12 protein-coding genes, 1 tRNA gene and 1 rRNA gene are annotated in these 19,295 nt (G+C 72.9%); 10 read left to right on the forward strand and 4 right to left on the reverse strand.

The window, feature by feature from the left end; genetic code table 11:
- The 10 genes from rrf to DEJ06_RS04365 all read left to right on the forward strand — a co-directional run.
- Positions 1-103: ribosomal RNA gene (gene rrf / locus DEJ06_RS04320) — 5S ribosomal RNA — on the forward strand; the annotation flags it as partial.
- 116 nt (positions 104-219) lie between these two features.
- Entirely contained in the window at positions 220-1,707 is a 1,488-nt protein-coding gene (gene gltX, locus DEJ06_RS04325) for a glutamate--tRNA ligase (RefSeq protein ID WP_111038527.1), read from the forward strand.
- Between the two features lie 6 nt (positions 1,708-1,713).
- Complete coding sequence (locus tag DEJ06_RS04330; RefSeq protein WP_111038528.1) at positions 1,714-2,745, forward strand: NAD(P)/FAD-dependent oxidoreductase; 1,032 nt, start codon at positions 1,714-1,716, stop codon at positions 2,743-2,745.
- Positions 2,746-2,790: 45 nt separating this feature from the next.
- Positions 2,791-2,862, forward strand: a tRNA-Gln gene (locus DEJ06_RS04335).
- 363 nt (positions 2,863-3,225) lie between these two features.
- Positions 3,226-5,991, forward strand: coding sequence for an AMP-binding protein (locus DEJ06_RS04340; protein ID WP_181436863.1), 2,766 nt, complete (start codon positions 3,226-3,228; stop codon positions 5,989-5,991).
- Between the two features lie 368 nt (positions 5,992-6,359).
- On the forward strand, positions 6,360-7,319 hold the full coding sequence (locus DEJ06_RS04345; protein WP_258372512.1) for a glycosyltransferase family 2 protein: 960 nt from the start codon (positions 6,360-6,362) through the stop codon (positions 7,317-7,319).
- Positions 7,316-8,281, forward strand: coding sequence for a glycosyltransferase family 2 protein (locus DEJ06_RS04350; RefSeq protein WP_071405691.1), 966 nt, complete (start codon positions 7,316-7,318; stop codon positions 8,279-8,281). Before DEJ06_RS04345 ends, DEJ06_RS04350 begins: the two co-directional genes overlap by 4 nt.
- The gene (locus DEJ06_RS04355; RefSeq protein WP_111038530.1) at positions 8,278-11,841 is read left to right on the forward strand and encodes a glycosyltransferase; all 3,564 of its coding nucleotides are present in this window, start codon (positions 8,278-8,280) and stop codon (positions 11,839-11,841) included. The genes DEJ06_RS04350 and DEJ06_RS04355 overlap by 4 nt, the downstream gene beginning before the upstream one ends.
- A gap of 58 nt (positions 11,842-11,899) precedes the next feature.
- A complete protein-coding gene (locus DEJ06_RS04360) occupies positions 11,900-14,206 on the forward strand; it encodes a PIG-L family deacetylase (RefSeq protein WP_181437338.1) in 2,307 nt (768 codons plus the stop codon).
- Positions 14,191-15,159, forward strand: coding sequence for a glycoside hydrolase family 16 protein (locus DEJ06_RS04365; protein WP_111038532.1), 969 nt, complete (start codon positions 14,191-14,193; stop codon positions 15,157-15,159). The genes DEJ06_RS04360 and DEJ06_RS04365 overlap by 16 nt, the downstream gene beginning before the upstream one ends.
- A gap of 68 nt (positions 15,160-15,227) precedes the next feature.
- Here DEJ06_RS04365 and DEJ06_RS04370 read toward each other — a convergent pair whose 3' ends face one another.
- The 4 genes from DEJ06_RS04370 to DEJ06_RS18185 form a co-directional block, all read right to left on the reverse strand.
- Positions 15,228-16,439: a glycosyltransferase family 4 protein gene (locus DEJ06_RS04370; protein WP_181436864.1), complete on the reverse strand. Its 1,212-nt coding sequence runs from the start codon at positions 16,437-16,439 to the stop codon at positions 15,228-15,230.
- A complete protein-coding gene (locus DEJ06_RS04375) occupies positions 16,436-17,941 on the reverse strand; it encodes a lipopolysaccharide biosynthesis protein (RefSeq protein WP_111038534.1) in 1,506 nt (501 codons plus the stop codon). Before DEJ06_RS04375 ends, DEJ06_RS04370 begins: the two co-directional genes overlap by 4 nt.
- Complete coding sequence (locus DEJ06_RS04380; RefSeq protein WP_111038535.1) at positions 17,938-18,888, reverse strand: beta-1,6-N-acetylglucosaminyltransferase; 951 nt, start codon at positions 18,886-18,888, stop codon at positions 17,938-17,940. The genes DEJ06_RS04375 and DEJ06_RS04380 overlap by 4 nt, the downstream gene beginning before the upstream one ends.
- 113 nt (positions 18,889-19,001) lie before the next feature.
- A complete protein-coding gene (locus tag DEJ06_RS18185) occupies positions 19,002-19,175 on the reverse strand; it encodes a hypothetical protein (RefSeq protein ID WP_181436865.1) in 174 nt (57 codons plus the stop codon).
- Positions 19,176-19,295: the final 120 nt, after the last annotated feature.

Genomic DNA, 19,295 nt, shown 5'->3' on the forward strand with positions numbered 1-19,295 from the left:
CGAGAGGGAAACGCCCGGTCACATTCCGAACCCGGAAGCTAAGCCTCTCAGCGCCGATGGTACTGCAAGGGGGACCTTGTGGGAGAGTAGGACGCCGCCGGACTTAACGTAGAAGAACCAGGGAACCCCTGACCATTCGTGGTCAGGGGTTTTCTGCGTTCTGCAGCCCCTCCACAGGGCAGGTGGGAGGGACAGACGCCGCGGTAGGGTTGTCGGGTCATGACTGCGCCATTCACCACTGCCTCCGGCTCCGACATCCGCGTCCGCTTCTGCCCGAGCCCGACGGGGACCCCGCACGTGGGGCTCATCCGCACCGCGCTCTTCAACTGGGCCTACGCTCGCCACACCGGTGGCAAGCTCGTGTTCCGCATCGAGGACACCGATGCCGCCCGCGACAGCGAGGAGTCGTACGGGCAGATCCTCGACGCGCTCCGCTGGCTGCGGCTCGACTGGGACGAGGGCGTGGACGCCGGCGGCGAGCACGGACCGTACCGGCAGTCCGAGCGCACCGCGATCTACGACGACGTGATCGCGAAGCTCAAGGAGTCGGGTCACATCTACGAGTCCTTCGTCACGCCGGACGAGATGGAAGCCCGCAACAAGGCGGCGGGTCGTGACCCCAAGCAGGGCTACGACAACCACGAGCGCGACCTGACCGATGCCGAGCGCCAGGCGTTCCGCGACGAGGGCCGCGAGCCGGCGCTCCGCCTGCGTGTCCCCGACCGTGACCTGAGCTTCGACGACCTGGTGCGCGGGGAGATCACCTTCAAGCAGGGCACGTTCCCCGACTTCGTGGTGGTCCGCCCGAACGGCAAGCCGCTGTACACGTTCACCAACCCGGTCGACGACGCCCTGATGGGCATCACGCACGTGCTCCGGGGCGAGGACCTGCTGTCGTCGACCCCGCGCCAGATCGCCCTGTACGAGGCGCTGTACGAGATCGGCCTCGCGCCCTCCATCCCCGTGTTCGGACACCTGCCGTACGTGATGGGGGAGGGCAACAAGAAGCTCTCGAAGCGTGACCCCGAGTCGAACCTGTTCCACCACCGCGCCGCCGGCATGATCCCGGAGGGGCTCGTCAACTACCTGGCGCTGCTCGGCTGGTCGATCGGCCCCGACCGCGACGTGTTCTCGATCGACGAGATGGTCGCGGCGTTCGACGTGACCGACGTGAACCCGAACCCGGCCCGTTTCGACCACAAGAAGGCCGAGGCGATCAACGGGGACCACATCCGTCTGCTCGCTCCCGAGGACTTCCGGTCGCGTCTGCTGCCGTACCTGTCGAAGTTCATCAGCGACCCGGCGACCCCGGAGCAGCTCGAGGTCCTGACCAAGGCCGCCCCGCTCGTGCAGGAGCGCATGCAGCTGCTCGGCGAGGCGCCGGCGATGCTCGGGTTCCTGTTCACCTCCGACGCCGACCTGGTGGTCGAGGACGACGCCCTGGCCTCGCTCAAGGGCGACACGGCGACGGTCCTGACCGCGAGCACCGCCGCGCTCGAGGGCGTCCAGGACTGGACCACCGAGGCCATCGAGGGTGCGCTCCGTGCGGCCCTCATCGACGAGCTCGGTCTGAAGCCCCGCGTCGCGTTCGGCCCGCTGCGCGTGGCGGTGTCCGGACGCCGGATCAGTCCGCCGCTGTTCGAGTCGATGGAGATCCTGGGCAAGGAGTCCACCCTGACCCGGATCCGCGCCCTCGCGGCGCGCTGACCGACCGTGAGCAGCACGGAGCACGCCGACCAGGTCGTGCACGACGTCGCGGTCATCGGCGCCGGGCCGGCCGGGCTGAGCGCTGCGCTCAACCTGGTCCGGGCGAAGCGCACCGTGCTGCTCGTCGACGCGAACCGCCCCCGGAACGCCGCGACGCTGCGGTCGCACGGGTTCCTGACGCGGGACGGCATCTCGCCGCTCGAACTCCGCAAGCTCGGGCGGACCGAGGTCGAGGGGTACCCGGAAGCGACGGTCGTCCAGTCCGTCGTCGACCTGGTGGCCCCGGACCCCGACACGGACACCTGGCAGGTGCACGGCTCGTGGCGCGGCACCGAGCTCGAGGCCCGCGCCCGGACGGTCGTCGTGGCGACGGGGTTGCGTGAGGAGTTCCCGGCGCTGCCGATGCTCCGCGCGTTCTACGGCACCGCGGTGCACAGCTGCGTCGAGTGTGATGCGTACGACAAGGCCGGGCAGCCGCTCGCGTTCATCTGCGAGACCGACGACGTGGTCGATCGGGCGCTGCTCATCGCCGCATGGACCGACGACCTGATCGTCTACACGAACGGGGTGGCGCCGCTCGACGACGCCGGCCGCGCTCGGCTGGCGGCCGCCGGGATCGTCGTGGACGAGCGGGGCGTCGAGGACCTCGAGGGCGATCGCTCCGGGATGACCGGCGTCCGGCTCGCCGACGGCCACGTCGAGCCTCGGACCGGTGGGTTCGTCCGACCGGTGTGGCACGCCGACCTCGACTGGCTGCGCACCAGCGCCACCACGAGTACGAGCGCCACGAGCGGGAACACGGCCGCGAACGGCGACACGCCCGGAGCGCTCGAGGGGCTCCAGCGCGACACGCAGGGACTCCTCGTGGTCGACCGGGTGGGCCGGACGTCCGTCCCGGGGCTCTACGCCGTGGGAGACGTGACGCCTCCCGGGCCGGAGCAGCTCATCGTCGCCGCCGGACACGGAGCCGCGACCGCCGCCGCCGTGCACCGAGACCTGGTGGGTGGTCTTGCGGACCTCCGGGATGCTGTACAGTAGTTGATCGTGCCCCGGGTGACCGGGCCAGAAGGCCGACAGGCCTTTTGGGGTATGGTGTAATTGGCAACACAGCGGTTTCTGGTACCGTCGTTCTTGGTTCGAGTCCAGGTACCCCAGCACTCGATGAACAGCCCCCGGGACTTCCCGGGGGCTGTTCTCGTTTCCGGGACCTTCTCGTTCCGAGCGTCCTCATCGGCGACGCACGGCGCATCCACGGTCGCGCCACGGCTGATCCGGAGGTTGCGCGGAACCGCACGATCCCCGAGCCGGGCGAGCCGCCGTGCGGACGGCGCCCACGGCGGTGGACCGGTCGTTCCGGAGTCGTACCGTCCGTGGCGGGCGCAGGCCGCGCCTCCAGGCCGGTTGCGGTTCCCCGCACCGGGCCGGAGCCTGCTCGCGGGCCGGGGGAACGCGGACCTACGGTCGGAGGACCGTCGCGGGAGTCGTGGCGGTCCGCTGCTGAGCACCCGAGGTGTCATCGTGACCTCCGTCGACCCGCTGACGACCGTCGATCCCTGGAACCACCCCGCAGCCGTGCCCGCGGCGGCCGACCACTCCGTACTGGACCGCTGGGACCGCGTGGTGGCGCTCCGGGGCGACGCCGCCGCGCTCGCGGGGGACGGCCGTCCGTACACCTACGGCGAAGCGGACCGGGCCTCGCGCGCGCTGGCCGCAGCCCTGGCTGTGACGCTCCGACCCGACGACCACAGCGGCGCCGGCGTCGGCGACACCCCGGGCGGGGCATCGAAGCCGGTCGGGCTGATGGCGGGGCAGTCGACCGAGGCCGTGATCGGCATCCTCGCGCTGGTGCGTGCCGGACGGACCGTGGTGGTGCTCGACGACCACCTGCCCGCAGCACGCCTGGCGCACGTGGCCCGGCTCGCCGGCGTCGACGAGGTCGTGGCAGACACCGAGCGTGCAGCGCTGGCCGCCGACGTGGTCGCGGAACGGGACGGCCGGGTGCACGCACTCGGCGAACTGCTGGACGCGGGCGAACCGGGCGCGGCCCCGTCGGCGGACACCGTCGGCGTGCGCCCCGGCGGGCGGGACCCCTTCGCCATCGTCTTCACCTCCGGCTCGACCGGCATGCCGAAGGGCGTCGTCCTGACGCACCGGCAGCAGATCGCCGACGCCGAGCAGGACGCGGTCGCGCTCGGCCTCGGCCCGGGTGACCGGCTCGGTGTCGTCCTGCCGCTGTCGTTCGCCGCCGGGCTCCTGTTCTCGTTCGACACGTTGCTCTGCGGCGGCACCATCGTGCTGCTCGAGCCGCGTGAACTCGGTGTCGAGCGGCTGCTCGGGCGGTTCCGGGACGACGACGTGAACGTGCTCGTCTGCACCCCGCACCTGCTGCGCTCGATCATCGGGTCGCAGAACGCCCCCGGGTCGCACGGGACCGCCGCCGGGACCGCGCCGGTGCTCGGCGGGCTGCGTTTCCTGATGACCACGGGCGAGTCCGTCACCGGCGCCGACCTCGCCGCGGCCCGACCCCACCTGGACCCGGACACGCTGCTCCTGAACGCCTTCGGCTCGAGCGAGACCGCGTGCGTCGCGTACTGCCCGGTGGCACCGGGCGAGCCGGTGCCCGAGGGCGTCGTGCCCGCCGGGTGGCCGTTGCCCGGCAAGACGGTCCTCGTGCTCCGAGAGGACGGCAGCCCTGCCGACCCGGGGGAGACCGGCGAGCTCGTCGTCGTCTCCGACGCCCTGACCGCGGGCTACTGGGGTGCGCCGGAGAAGACCGCCGAACGGGCGGGACACACCGGCGAGGCCGAGGCCGTCGCCGGCATCCCCGTCGGGACCCCGAGCTGGCGGCAGGGCGACCTGGCACGCGTCGACCCCGACGGCCGGCTCGTGCTGCTCGGCCGGTCCGACGACGCCGTGAAGGTCCGCGGCTACCTGGTCGAGCCGAGTGAGGTCGAGGCGGCGCTCCGCGCGGTCCCCGAGGTGCACGACGCGGTCGTGACGGCACAGGTCGACCCCGGTTCCGTCACCCGGCTCGTCGCCTACGTGGTCGGTCGCCCGGGGCACCGCACCCCCGCCCCGGGTGCGCTCCGACGGGCCCTCCGTGAGCGGCTGCCCGAGTACATGGTGCCGGCGTCGATCGTGCCGATGACCGAGCTGCCGCGGAACGAGCGCGGCAAGGTCGACCGGGCCGAACTCCCCGGGGCACCGAGCGTCGAGACCGAGATGGTCGAGGGCGAGTACGACCAGTGGGAGCTCGTCGTGGGGCAGATCTGGGCCGAGGTGCTCGGCCTGCGGGGCGTGCACCTGGACGAGGACTTCTCCGCCCTCGGCGGCGACTCGCTGTCCGCCGAGGAGATGCTCGCCGTCGTGCAGGACCGGCTCGGGGTCGACCTGCGCTCCTCGGACGTGCTCGAGCACCCGACGCTCCGCGCCTTCGCCCGACGGGTGCGGAGCGGCACGAGCGCGCTGCCGAGCCACCCCGACGTCGTGAAGGTGTCCGAGGCGCGCGAGGGCGGCCGTCCGCCGGTGTTCTGCTTCGCCGGCGGCGGTGCCCTGGCGCTGACGTTCCTGCCGCTCTCGCGGCACCTGCCCGCGCACGACCTGTACGCGTTCCAGCAGCACGCCCTCGAGCGCCGTGGGATGCCGGACTGGAACATCGAGCGGAGCGCCCGCCGCTTCCTCGCGCTGATGCGCATCGTGCAGCCCCGCGGCCCGTACCTGCTCGTCGGGCACTCGCTCGGCGGACTCGTCGCGCTCGAGATCGCCCGGCTCCTGACCGAGAGCGGCGAGCAGGTGGAGCACGTCGTCCTGCTCGACACCTACCTGCCCCGCACGAAGTCCGAACAGGCCCGCCTGCACTTCGGCCGGATGGAGCCGCGCGACCAGCCGAACTCCGCCGTCCGCGCCGTGCAGCGGGGGCTCGACCGCGCCGTCAGGCGGGTCCTGCCCGCGGGTGTGCCGTACGGGGCGCTGTTCGCCAAGCGGCTCCGGGCTTACACCGCCGGCGTGCTGCGGCACGGTGGGCAGAAGGACTTCGACGCCTTCTTCGACCAGGCCGAGATCGTCACCAGGCGCCACCACCCGACGCCGTTCCACGGGCGCGCCACCTACGTCCTCGCCGACGCCAACCCCGACGCCGCCGGGTGGTCCGCCCTGCTGCGCGGGCCCACCGAGATGGTGCGGATCGCGAGCGAGCACACGTCGCTGCTGCGGGAACCGCACGTCGCCGAGCTCGCGGTCGCGCTGCGGGCCGCCTTCGAGACGGCGGACGTGCCGCAGGTCTGAGACCGGCCCACGAGCGGACGGGAGGCGCGGTGCCGGCTGGCACCGCGCCTCCCGTCCGCTCGTCCTGCGTCCACCACCCGCCGGCCGCCGCGCCGGACCGCCAACCTGCACGACCGTTGCGGGTTTCCGTATCCGCACCCGGGTGTCCGCAAGGGACCGCACCGCGCATTGACCCTCCCGCTGGCCACGGCGATGGTTGGAACCGCGGGGGAGAGTACCCACTCACCCGCGGCAAGCAGGCGGCGTCGTACCCGCGTCCCGCTGCTCGACCGACGACGGTCACCGTCGTCGATGCGTCATCCGAGGACGCGCCGCTCGTCGCGACGAGCCACCACCCGACAGCAACCCTGACCCGACAGGACCGCGCCATGCCCGCACGTACCGTTCGCCCTGCAGACCCGAGGGTCTCCGTCGTCATCCCGGCACGGAACGAGGCCCGCAACCTCGAGATCATCCTCCCGAAGCTCCCGCCCGTGTACGAGGTGATCCTGGTCGACGGCAACTCCGTCGACGACACCATCGCCGCCGCCCAGCGCGTGATGCCCGACATCCGCGTCGTGCACCAGACCCGCAAGGGCAAGGGCAACGCCCTGGCCTGCGGCTTCGAGGCCGTCACCGGCGACATCGTCGTCATGTTCGACGCCGACTGCTCCGCGGACCCCGACGAGATCCCGCGGTTCGTCCAGGCACTCGTCGACGGCGCCGACGTCGCGAAGGGCACCCGGTACTCGCTCGGCGGTGGCAGCGACGACATCACGATCGTCCGGAACATGGGCAACCGCGGCCTGAACATGCTCTGCAACATCATCCTCGGCACCCGCTACAGCGACCTCTGCTACGGCTACAACGCCTTCTGGGCGGACGTCCTGCCGGAGATCGGTCTGCTGTCGTCCGAGCTGCCGAAGCCGGCCGACGGTTCGATGCTGTGGGGCGACGGGTTCGAGATCGAGACCGTCCTGACCTGCCGCTGGTCGGCCGCCGAGCTCGCGATCACCGAGGTGCCGAGCCACGAGAAGCTCCGCGTGCACGGTTCGAGCAACCTCAACGCCGTGACCGACGGCATCCGCGTGCTGAAGTCGATCATGCACGAGCGTCGTCGTGCCGCGATCGGCCGTGCCGAGGTCCGTCGCGCGGCGATGAGCGTCGTGCCGCCGGCCGAGCAGCTCGCCGCGCCGGCTGCTGCGCCGGTTGCTGCTGCTCCCGTCGCTGCGACGCCCGTCGCCGCTGCGCCGGTCGGTGCGTCCGTCGCGACCCCCGTCGCCGCGTCCGCCGTCGCCGGGGCAGCCGTCGTCGCGTCCGTCGTCGCCCTCGAGGAGGACGTCGCGTGACGACCGTCGCGGTCGTCATCTGCGCCTACACCCAGCAGCGCTGGGGTGACCTGCAGGACAGCGTCGAGTCGGCCAAACGCCAGCCCGAGGCCCCCGAGGTCGTGGTCGTCATCGACCACGAGCCCGAGCTCCTGGCCCGCGCCGCCGCGCGCTGGCCGGAACTCCGGGTCGTCCCGAACACCGAGGACCGCGGACTCTCCGGGGCCCGGAACACCGGTGTCGCCCTGACCGACGCCGACGTCGTCGCGTTCCTGGACGACGACGCCACCGCGGACCCCGACTGGCTCGGGCACATGCTCACCGCGCTCGAGGACCCCGACGTCGTCGGTGTCGGCGGTCGTGCCACGCCGTCCTGGCCGACCGCGACCGGCCCCGGCCCGTACGCCGACGAACTGCTCTGGATCGTCGGGTGCTCGTACCGCGGGCTGCCCGAGACCCCGGGCGACGTCCGCAACGTCATCGGATCGAGCATGGCGTTCCGCCGCGACGCGATCCTGCTCGCCGGCGGTTTCCGCTCCGGCATCGGCCGCGTCGGCAACCAGCCGCTCGGCTGCGAGGAGACCGAACTCTGCATCCGCATCGCCCAGGCCCGTCCCGGCGCGCGGATCCGGCACGAACCGCGCTCGAACGTCTCGCACCGGGTCTCCCCGGACCGCGTGACGATGCGCTACCTGCGCCGCCGCAGCTACTACGAGGGCATCTCGAAGGCCGTGCTGAGCCGTCGGGTCGGCACCGGCGACTCGCTCGCCAGCGAGTCGACCTACCTGACCCGGGTGATCCCGGGCGCCGTGCTGCGCGAACTGCGCCACGTCGGTCGTGGCGGAGGCCTGCGGGCGTACGCCATCGCGCTCTCCGTCGTCTCGACGGTCGCGGGCTACGCAGTCGGCCGGGTCCTCGGCACCGTCGTCGTGCGGACCCCGCCCGCACCCGCACCGCTCCCGCAGCCGGTGGGCACACCGTGACCCGCGCGACCCTGGCGATGGTCCTCTCGCCGGTCGTGACCGGGCCGCTCGTCCCCACCTGGGACGGCGCGCTCTGGGTCGGCGAGGTCGACCGTGCCGACGTGCACGCGTCGAGCCACCGGGACGTCATCGCCCTGCGGGGATCCGCCGGGTACGGGCGTGCCCGCCTGCTCGTCCGCGACCACGGCGAGCCCCTCGGCTTCGTCGAGGCCGAGATCACCGAACGCCGCCGCATCGGCGGCACCATCGACGTCCGTGCGCTCCAGCGCGCGATCCGGCCCATGCCGGCACCCGAGCGTCGGCCGGCAGCAGGTCTGGTGCTGCCGTCCGTCACCGTGGTGCTCTGCACGGACGGCGCCGCCGGCACGACCATGCGGTCGGTGCTCGCCAACGGGCACGCCGACTTCGACGTCGTCGTCGTCTCGCACGGCGCCGACGACGACGGCGTGGCGACGGTCGACATCGGCGGACGTCGCGTCACCACCATCCCGGCGCCCGAGGGCGGCCTCGCCGCCGCGCGGAACGCCGGCCTGCTCGTCGCGACCGGCGACGTCGTCGCGTTCGTGGACGAGGGTGCCGTCGTGGACGGCGACTGGATCGCCGCCATCGCCCGTGCCTTCGCGGCCGACCCCGACGTGGCCTGCGTCACCGGGCTCGTGCCGAGTGCCGAGCTCCGGACGCCGGCGCAGCGCTGGCACGACGACCGCACCCCCGGTGGGCGGACCGTCCACCGGCGGGTCTTCCGGCTCGACGACCCGGTCGACGACCTCCCGCTGCACCCCTTCGCCGCCTCGGCCTACGGCACCGGCGCGAACCTCGCCGTGCACCGCGCGACCGCGCTCCGGATCGGCGGGTTCGACACCGCCTTCGGTCCCGGCACCCGCGTCGGCGGTGGCGACGACCTCGACCTCTTCACACGACTGCTGTTCGCCGGATCCGCGATCGCCGTCGAACCGGCCGCGATCGCGTGGCAGCGATCGGCGGACGACGTCGCGTCGCTCCGCGCCGCCGCTGCCGCGCACGGCCACGGACTCGGAGCCTGGATGACCAAGAACGCACTCGACCGCGACACGCTGACCTCCTCGGTGGACGCGGCGCCGGAGGCCATCAGCGCCTTCGCACGCCTCGGTCTCGAGCAGGGCGACGACGCTGCCGACGCTGCTCCGGCGAACGGCCACGGGACGGGCGCCGCGCGTGACGCGGACACCGTCGACGCCGTCGACGCGAAGTTCGCGGCGACGAAGCGCCGGTTGCGTCGCGTCGAGCGGCGATCCGTGCTCACCGCACCGGTCCTGGCGCTCCGCGAACGCATGGGCGGCGCGGGGACGATCGACCGGACGGCGCACGGTCGCCACGAGCTGCAGCGCGGCCTCGACACCGCGGGGCCGGTACGACCGACCCCGGGCGGCGCGATGAGCCCGGTGGCCCGACTCGGCGCCGCTGCGATCGTCGTGCTGACGCTCGTGCTGGCCGCCGTCGGCAGCGTCGTCGAGTTGCCCACGCTGCGGGCGAGCGCCGTCGCGGTCTTCCTGTTCGCGCTGCTCGGGGTCGCCCCGATGCTGCTCGTCCGTCCGATGTCCCTCGCACGGTTCGCCGTCCTCGCCGTCACCGGGTCGCTCGTCGGCACGATCGGCATCGGCTACACCATGGCGACCTTCCACATCTGGGTGCCGACGGTCCCCTTCGTCGGTGTCGTCGTGCTCACCGCGGCGGCGCTCGCCGTCTCGGTGCCGCGTGACCTGGCGGAGCTCCGTCGCGCCGAACTCGTGCACCGTGCGACCGCCCGGCCCCGGTGGAGCACGACCGCCACCGTGACGGCGCTCTCGCTCGGCGGGCTCGTCGTCGTGGTCATCGCCGCGCTCACCCACATGGGCGACCCGGTGCCCGCCGGCCTGTTCGGCTCGCTCGGCCCGGGCCTGGTCGTCGGGCTCGTGCTCGTCGTCGCCGCGGCGGTCATCGCCCTGGTGCGCGGTCGCGGGCTCGCCGTGCCCGTCGTCGTGCTCGGCGGTGTCGTGCAGCTCGCCCAGGCGATCACGTACGGCGTGCCCACCGTGACGGCCGCCGCGCGGCACATCGGTGTCGTCGAGTACATCCGCCAGTTCGGTGGGACCAACCCGTCGGCCGACATCTTCCAGACGTGGTCCGGCCTGTTCGCGGGCGCCGCCTGGGTCGCCGACGTCGGGGGCATCGTCAACACGATCCTCATCGCCGCCTGGGTGCCGGTGCTGCTCGCGTTCAGCACGACCATCGCCGTCGGGGTCCTGGCTGCGCACTGGTTGCCCGGTGCCCGTCGACCGTGGATCGCAGCGCTGCTGACCGCGATGACCGGTTCGCTCAACACCACGTACTTCTCGCCGCAGTCGACCGGCATCCTGATGTCGATCGTGATCCTCGTGCTCGCCACCGGACCGCTGCGCGATGCCGCCGTCACCACTGCCGACGGCTCGGTCGCCGCCAAGCCGCGGGCACGGCGCGTGGGGCTCTCGCGGATCGTCGCGATCACCCTCATCGGCATCGTGCTCGCCGTGACGCACCAGATCTCGCCGTACCTGACGGTCGCCGCACTCGTCACGCTCATCGTGTTCCGGATGCTCCGACCCTGGTGGCTGCCCGTCGTCGTGCTCGTGCCGGCGGTCGTCTTCGCCGCGCTGAACGGCGACATCCTCGGGCGGTTCCTGTCGCTCGCGGCGGTCGGACGCGTGCTCGACAACGTGCAGCCGCCCGCGCACGACATGACGGTCCTGCCGAAGCCGCTCGTCACGCGTCTGGCGTTCGACATCCCGGCAGCTGCGCTCGTGGTGCTCGGACTCATCGCCGTGCTGACGGTGCTGATGCGGCGTGACCGGACGCACTGGGCGCTCCTCGCCACGGCCGCGAGCCCGATCTCGCTGCTCGTCGCCACGAACTACGGCCAGGAGGGCGTCTTCCGCGTCGTGCTCTTCGCGACGCCGTGGATCGCGATCCTGGCGGCGGCGCTCCCGATGCCCGCCGGTCGGTTCGCCCCGGTCGGGGCGGCCCTGCAGCGGGGGATGCGTCCGTCCGCGGTGCGGTTCGCGGTCGCCGGAGCAGCGGTGGCGGCGCTCGTCGCGATCGGTGCGTTCGGGCAGACCTCGCTCGACTGGAACCGCGTCATGACCCGGAGCCAGTCCGCGGCGACGCAGTACTACGACCGCACGGCACCCGCGGGCTCCGTGATGCTGCTCACCGGGTCGGCCAACGCCGTCCCGAGCAACACCGGCGCGCGGTACTTCGACGTGGGCTACCTGTCCCGCGAAGCACTCGGCCCGTACCCGGACCCGACCGGCGGCTACGACGCCGAGGCGGACCTGTCGAACGTGACGCGGGAGCTCGTCGTGAACTGGTCGGCCACCGGCTACTACGCCCTGGTCGCGGAGCCCTTCGGCGCCTACGACGAGCGGTACGGCTACCAGAGCGACGCCGACTACCAGGAGCTCGCCGCCGCCATGGCGTCCTCGCCCTACTGGAAGCGGGTCTGGTCGTCGGGGACGACCGCGATGTACGAGCTGACGACGGAGGGCCTGCGCCATGCGACCGACTGAACCGACCTCCGACAGACCGCGACGGACGCGACGGGCCACCGTCGCGTCCGTCGCGGGCGTGCTCGCCACCGTGCTCGCCGTGCTGGTCGCGCCGAACCTCGCCGTCCAGCCGGCCGCGGCTGCGGCTGCGGACTGCAGCGCCGGGCGGGTGCTCAACGTCGTCGCCCACCCCGACGACGACCTGCTCTTCCAGGGCACGGACCTGCGGAAGGACATCGAGGCGGGGCGCTGCGTGCGCTCCGTCATCGTCACGGCCGGCGACGCCGGCAAACCCGACTGGTACTGGCAGGAACGCCAGGTCGGGCTGATGGCCGCCTACGCGAGCATGGCGGGCGTCGACCCGGCGTCGACGACCGGCTCCACGACGGTCGCCGGACGGACCCTGCTCACCGAGACCCTGACCGCCGACCCGCGGATCAGCCTGGTCTTCATGGACCTGCCGGACGGCAACGTCGAGGGCAACGGCTTCTGGGCGAACGGCTACGAGAGCCTCCAGCGCCTGTACACGGGCGACATGGACACGCTGCACACCGTCGCCGATGCCCCGCACAGCGCCACGTACACGCTCGCGCAGCTCCGGGCGACGCTGCAGGGGATCGTGCAGGACTTCGCACCGACGGACATCCACACGCTCGACCACGAGGGCGAGTACGGCGACGGGGACCACAGCGACCACCACACGGTCGCGTACCTGACCGACCAGGTGCAGCAGCAGTACACCGGCGCGCACGGCTTCACCGGGTACATGGGGTACCCGATCGCCGACCGTCCGGCGAACCTGACGACGGCGCAGACCCAGGCGAAGGCCGACGCGTTCTTCACCTACGCCGCGCACGACAGTGAGACCTGCGCCTCGTACGAAGCCTGCTCGGCTCGACCCGAGACCTCGTGGCTCAGCCGGCAGTACACCGCCGGCTCGCCGGTGCCGACGGACCCCACCGACCCCACGGACCCGACCCCCGCACACAAGGACGTGACGGGTTCGGCGTCGGTGACGGCGAGTGCGGAGAACCCGGCTGATGGTCAGACGGCCGTGAAGGCGGTCGATGGTGTGGTGAGCGGGTACCCGGATGCGCCGACGGCGGAGTGGGTTGCGCCGTCTGGTCGTGCGGGGACGTGGATCCAGCTCGGGTGGGCGGGGGCGACGGTGTTGGACGCGGTCGACCTCGCTGATCGGCCGAACGCGGTGGACCAGGTGCTGGGCGGGACGTTGACGTTCTCGGACGGCTCGAGTGTGACGGTGCCGGCGTTGCACAACGGTGGTGCGGTGCAGCGGATCACGTTCGCGGCGCGCAGTGTCACGTGGGTGCGGTTCACGGTGACGGCGGTCAGTGGCGGGACGCAGAACGTCGGACTCGCCGAGATCCGCGCGCTGGCCCCGGCCGACACGACGACGCCACCGCCGACCCCGACCCGGACGGACGTGACGGGTTCGGCGTCGGTGACGGCGAGTGCGGAGAACCCGGCTGATGGTCAGACGGCCGTGAAGGCGGTCGATGGTGTGGTGAGCGGGTACCCGGATGCGCCGACGGCGGAGTGGGTTGCGCCGTCTGGTCGTGCGGGGACGTGGATCCAGCTCGGGTGGGCGGGGGCGACGGTGTTGGACGCGGTCGACCTCGCTGATCGGCCGAACGCGGTGGACCAGGTGCTGGGCGGGACGTTGACGTTCTCGGACGGCTCGAGTGTGACGGTGCCGGCGTTGCACAACGGTGGTGCGGTGCAGCGGATCACGTTCGCGGCGCGCAGTGTCACGTGGGTGCGGTTCACGGTGACGGCGGTCAGTGGCGGGACGCAGAACGTGGGCCTCGCCGAGATCCGGGCGTTCTCCCCGGCGAGCAGCGGCGGTACGACGCCGACGCCGACGCCGACGCCGACGCCGACGCCGACGCCGACGCCGACGCCCACGCCGACCCCCACGCCGACCCCGACGCCCACTCCGGGCCTGCGGGACGTCACCGGCTCGGCGACCCCGACGGCGATCGCCGACAACCCGGCCGACGGCCAGACCGTCGCGAAGGCCGTCGACGGCGTGGTGTCCGGCCACCCGGTCGACCACACCGCCGAGTGGGCCGTGCCCTGGGGACGGACCGGCATCTGGATCCAGCTCGACTGGGTCACCCCGGTCGCGCTCCAGCGCATCGTCCTGCACGACCGTCCGAACAGCGACGACCAGATCACGAGCGGCACGCTGACGTTCTCGGACGGCAGCCAGGTCGCCGTGGGCGAGCTCCCGAACGACGGCAGCGCCCGGACGGTCGACTTCACCGCCCGCAACGTCACCTGGGTGCGGTTCACCACCACCGGGGTGTCGAACAGCACGATCAACGTCGGTCTCTCGGAGGTCCGCGCATGGACAGCTGGATGACCCCGGACGATGACGGCCCCCGCCCCGTCGCCGAGCAGTCGGCCGCCGCGCACGGTGCCCCACCCGCGCACGGCTTCGGCACCTCCCGTCACCGCACGCCGCTCCGGACACGGGGACGACGGGTCGCGATCGTGGCCGCCGCCCTGGTGGTCGCGGTCGGTGCCGTCGCCGCGGCGACCACCGGCACGACGTCCGTCGGCCCCGGACCCAGCGGGGTCGCGATGCCGACCGGCGACGGGGACGGCTGGAAGCGGGTGTTCTCCGAGGACTTCGACGAGTCCGCCCCGTCCGGCGGGTTCGAGGCGGCCTACGACGACCGGTTCACCGTCTACCACGGCTTCGCGGACACCGCGGGGACCGGTCGGTACCAGGCGTCCACGCTGAGCGCCCACGACGGGATGCTCGACATGCACCTGCGCACGACGAAGGCGGGCACCCCGCTCGCCGGCGGGGTCGTGCCGCTCGTCGACGGACGATGGGGCGGACAGACCTCCGGCCGGTACAGCATCCGGATGAAGAGCGACGAGGTCGACGGCTACGGGGTGGCGGTGCTGCTCTGGAGTGACGAGAACGTCTGGGCGCACGGCGAGATCGACTTCCCCGAGGGCGCGCTCGGTGCGCCCGCCTGGCTGAACGTGCACTGCCTGGTCGACCCGGCCGAGAAGTGCGTCCACCACGAGACCGACGCGTCGCTGGCCGACTGGCACACGTACACGATCGAGTGGACGCCGTCGCGGATGTCGTTCCTGGTCGACGACGAGGTCGTCGGGAGCACCACACAGGACATCCCCGTGGAGCGCATGCACCTGGTCGTGCAGACGGGATCGCTCGAGGGCCTGCCGCCCCGGGACGCCGCCGGGTCGTTGCTGGTCGACTGGATGACGATCGACGTGCCCGCGGACGGCGAGAGCCCCCGGGCCACGCTGCCGTCCACGGAACCGACCGCCGGCTGACAGCGCCGAGCCCGGCGCAGACCGACGCCGCCGCCCGGTGCACGCAGACGACGCCGGGCGCGGCCCGGTCAGCGCCGGGCGTGTGCCAGCAGCGCCTGCAGCAGCGCGCGCACGTGCGGCTCGCGCCCGTAGCGGTCACGCACCCACGCGCGGCACCGGGCGGCGAGGGACGGGTCGAGCTCGGCGTCGTCGAGGGTGTCGAGCAGCTTCTCCGCCAGTGCGTCGGGGTCGGCCGGGTCGACGGTGTACCGCGCCCAGTCACCGGACAGGATCTCTCCGGTGCCGCCCGATGCGGCCGCGACGACGGGACGGCCGGCGGACATCGCCTCGACCACGACCCGGCCGAAGCCCTCGGGCTCGATGGACGGCGCCACCACGACGTCGGCGGCGTGCAGGAGCGGGACGACGTCGTCCCGCTCGGGGAGCACGAGCACGGAACCGGCGGGGAGCGCGTCGATCGCGGCGTGCACGGCGTCGGCTTCCTCCGGGTACAGGGCACCGGCCAGCACGAGGAGCGGTGCGGGCGCCGTGTGACCGGCCACGGGGGGAGTGGTGACCGGCACGCGTGCCGCAGCGGTCGTGCGGACGCGACCCCACGCCTCCAGGAGGGCGAGCACGCCCTTCGACCGGGTGAGCCGACCGTAGTAGAGCACCGTCGGGGTGTCCTCGGCGATGCCGAGTGCCGCGCGGGCGTCGTGCACCGACGCCGGGGTGGCGGCCGGGAACGCGTCGGTGTCGACGCCGTTCGGCACGATCGTGATGCGGTCCGTCGGCACGCCGGACGCGGCCCAGGCACGCGCCATCGCGTGCGAGACGGCGAAGTAGCGGGTGCGGCCGCCGGCGATCGGTCCGAGCCGCCGGTAGTTCGGCGCGTGGTGCAGGTGCACCGCGAGCGGGACTCCGGAGACGAGCGACGCGACGCGGCCGAACGGCAGGTACTCGGGGCGGTTCAGCCAGAGGACGTCGAGGTGCGACCGTCGGATCCGCAGCCCCTCGCGGGCGAAACGCCAGGCGTCGCGGAGCGCGGTGGTGATGCCGAACCGGTAGTCGGTTGCTTCCACCAGGCGCACGCCCATCGCTTCGTAGGGCGGCGGGCCCTCGGCGGCGCGCGGGGACTGGGCGTTCCGGTGCCAGACCTCGACCTCGTGGCCGGCGGCGACGAGCTCGCGGGTGTCCTCGAGCACGCAGCGTTCGAGTCCGCCGGTGATGGCGAGTCCGGTCACCAGCACGCCGACGCGGAGTCGGCGGGTGCCGTCGGATGCAGTCTGTCGCGGTCTCACGAGACACCACCCTTTGCGGTCTTCAGTCGGCGGAGGAACCAGGGGAGGCAGGCGACCACCCCGGCGACGCGGACCCAGTTCCAGAGCACGTCCTGCGGCAGGAGCAGGGACGCGGCGGCCACGACGAGCGCGGCGAGGGTCGTCAGGACGATCCGGGCTCCCGGTCCGCGCCACTCACGGCGATCGGGCAGGGCCAGCAACTGCATGGCGGCCAGGATCGCGTAGGCGACGACGGTGGCGAGGCCCGCGCCGGCGATGCCGAGCACGGGCACGAGCACGAGGTTCGCGCCGATGTTCACGGCGCCGGCGATCGCGGCGATCACCCCCACTGCGACACCGCGGCGTTCGACCAGGAGCAGGCGTCCGGTCGCACCGCTGGCGACGACGGGGAACGCGGTGATCGCGACGACGAAGACGACGACGGAGAGCTCCTGCACGCGGTACGACGCCGGGGCGAGGATCGGCAGCGCGACCGGTGACACCAGGGTCACGGCGAGCAGGACCGGTCCGAGCATCTTGTACAGCTCGTCGCGGGAGTGCATCGCGAGCTGCCGGCGGGCGACCGGGTCGCGGAGGGCGGCGAAGTGCGGCGCCCAGGCCTGGTTGGTGAAGGTCAGGAGCAGGATGACGGCCGAGCCGACGACGTAGGCGATCTGGTAGCGGGCCACCTCGTCCGGGCCGAGCAGCCGCTGGACGACGATCCGGTCGCCGGCGTTCAGCACGAAGTACGAGAGGTTGCCGAGGGCGATCGGCACGCCGAGGCGGAACGCCCGGGCCGTGGTCTTGCGGTCGAACAGGCCGGCGAGACGCGGGCGGGTCGCCGCGATGCCGATGACCATCGCCACGCCCTGGGCGACGACGCCGCCCCACGCGTAGGTGGTCGCGTCGGCCTGCACCCAGGTGAGGAGCCCGAGGCCGATGACCGAGCCGCCGATCGAGGACAGCAGGCTCGTGACCGCGAAGACCCGGATGCGGTCCTGGGCGACGAGCAGCGCGAGGGAGATCTGCACGATGGCGGCCGGGCCGGTCCAGAGCACCGCGACGAGGAGCAGCGGGTGGTTGCCGACGAAGCCGGCGGCGTCGGCCCAGACCGGGATCGTGGTGAGCGCGGCGACGGTGACGACGATCGCGGTGACCATGCCGACGGCGAGCAGGCCACGCGCCCGGCGGTCGTCGCCGTCCTCGGCGCGCTGCAGCACCGACGCCTGGTCGATGCCGAGCACGGCCAGCACGACGAGCGCCTGGTACAGGGCGATGGCCGAGGCGAGGACGCCGAACTCGGCCGGCGGCATGAGGTGTGCGAGCACCGGGGAGATGAGCGACGAGACGACGAGCTGCATCGACCAGACGACGACGTACAGCAGGCCGCGGCCGAACAGGACGGAGGCGCCCTTCCGCACCGCGACCGAACCGGTGTCGAGCGACTCGGGCACGGCGGCGACGGGGACGGGTGCCTCGCGCGCTGCGCGGGCCTCACGGCGGGTCTGCGGGGGGAAGCTCACGGTGCGACCACCGCTGCCGCATCCTGCCGCGCCGACGCCGACGCCGACGCCGTCGCTGCGCCCGCACCCTGGCGCAGCCCGAAGGCCGCGTCCACGACGTCGAGCAGGTCACCGCTCCGGTCGGTCGAGAACTTCCGTGCGAACAGGTGCTGCACCTCGACGTCCGCGTCCGTCCGACGCTCGAGCAGCTGCCCCGCGTCGGCGACGGTCAACCACGGCGGGCTCTTCCGCGCGGTGCCGTCCCACCCGATCCACCAGAGCGGCTGGGAGACGTGCTCGTCGGCGAACCCCGGCGTCAGCGACGGCGAGTTGAGCACCGACGGCACGAAGGTCTCGTCGGCGACCCAGGTGCGCTGCCAGAACCGGACCAGGTCGGGGCGCTGGTCGACGGTGTCCACGACGGCGGCGGCGTGCCGACGGGCGAGGACCTTGAGCTGTGAGCCCCCGGCGAAGGAGACGTTCGCCGGCACGCGGCGGGGGACCGGCAGCCGGAGCATGTGCTTCCGCCACGCCCAGTGCCGGAACCGGATGCGGGAGATGCCGCCGTCGCGGCCCCACGGTGCGAACGGCAGCGGGTTGACCGAGATGAACGACTCCTCCCGGTGGGCCTCGAGCAGGGCTGTGATCTCGGTGGGGTTCGCGAGCGGGTAGTCGCTGCCGGTCAGCACGGCCACGTGCGAGGCATCGGTCTCGGCGAGGGCGGCCCGGTAGCCGGACACCTCGGCGGCGACGTTCTCCCATCGGGCCCAGCCGGTCCGGATGCGGGGGAGCAGCCGGACGCGGTCCGGCAGCCCGTCGGTCATGGCGCGGAACACCGTCTCGGGGGTGCGCGCGTCGCAGTGCAGGAACACCGGGAACGGGTCGAGCGCCTCGACGAGTCGGCGCACGTGTGCCGGGTCCTCGTGGGCGAGGACGATGCACGCGGGGACCGCGGGGGAGATGGCCATGGACGCGACGCTAACCGCGCCGTTCCGGGGCCGACAAGGCGACCCGTGCCCGTCTGCGGGGAAGCGGCGGTTTCCCGCACCGCCCGCGATCGATCAGTACTTGGAGGGCCTGATCAGCGCTTCTTGCGGAACTTCTGGCAGTCGCAGAGGGCGCAGTCCGTGCCCGGACGGTAGTGCTCGTGGGCGTCCTGCACGTGGCCGCAGACGCAGGTCACGGCGTCGACCACGAAGACGCTCTGTTCCGAGGGGAGCACGGTGCCGAGCTCGTCGGTGGGGCCCATCGACATGCGTCCTCCTCGTGCCCGGCGTGCTGCCGCCGAGTCGTCCTCACGATCCTACCGTCCGGGGGTGTGCACTGGCGGCAAACCGCAAGTCGGACGACCGTCGCCGCAACCGCGGGCGGCCGC

This window comes from Curtobacterium sp. MCLR17_051, assembly GCF_003234395.1.
GTDB lineage: Bacteria > Actinomycetota > Actinomycetes > Actinomycetales > Microbacteriaceae > Curtobacterium > Curtobacterium flaccumfaciens.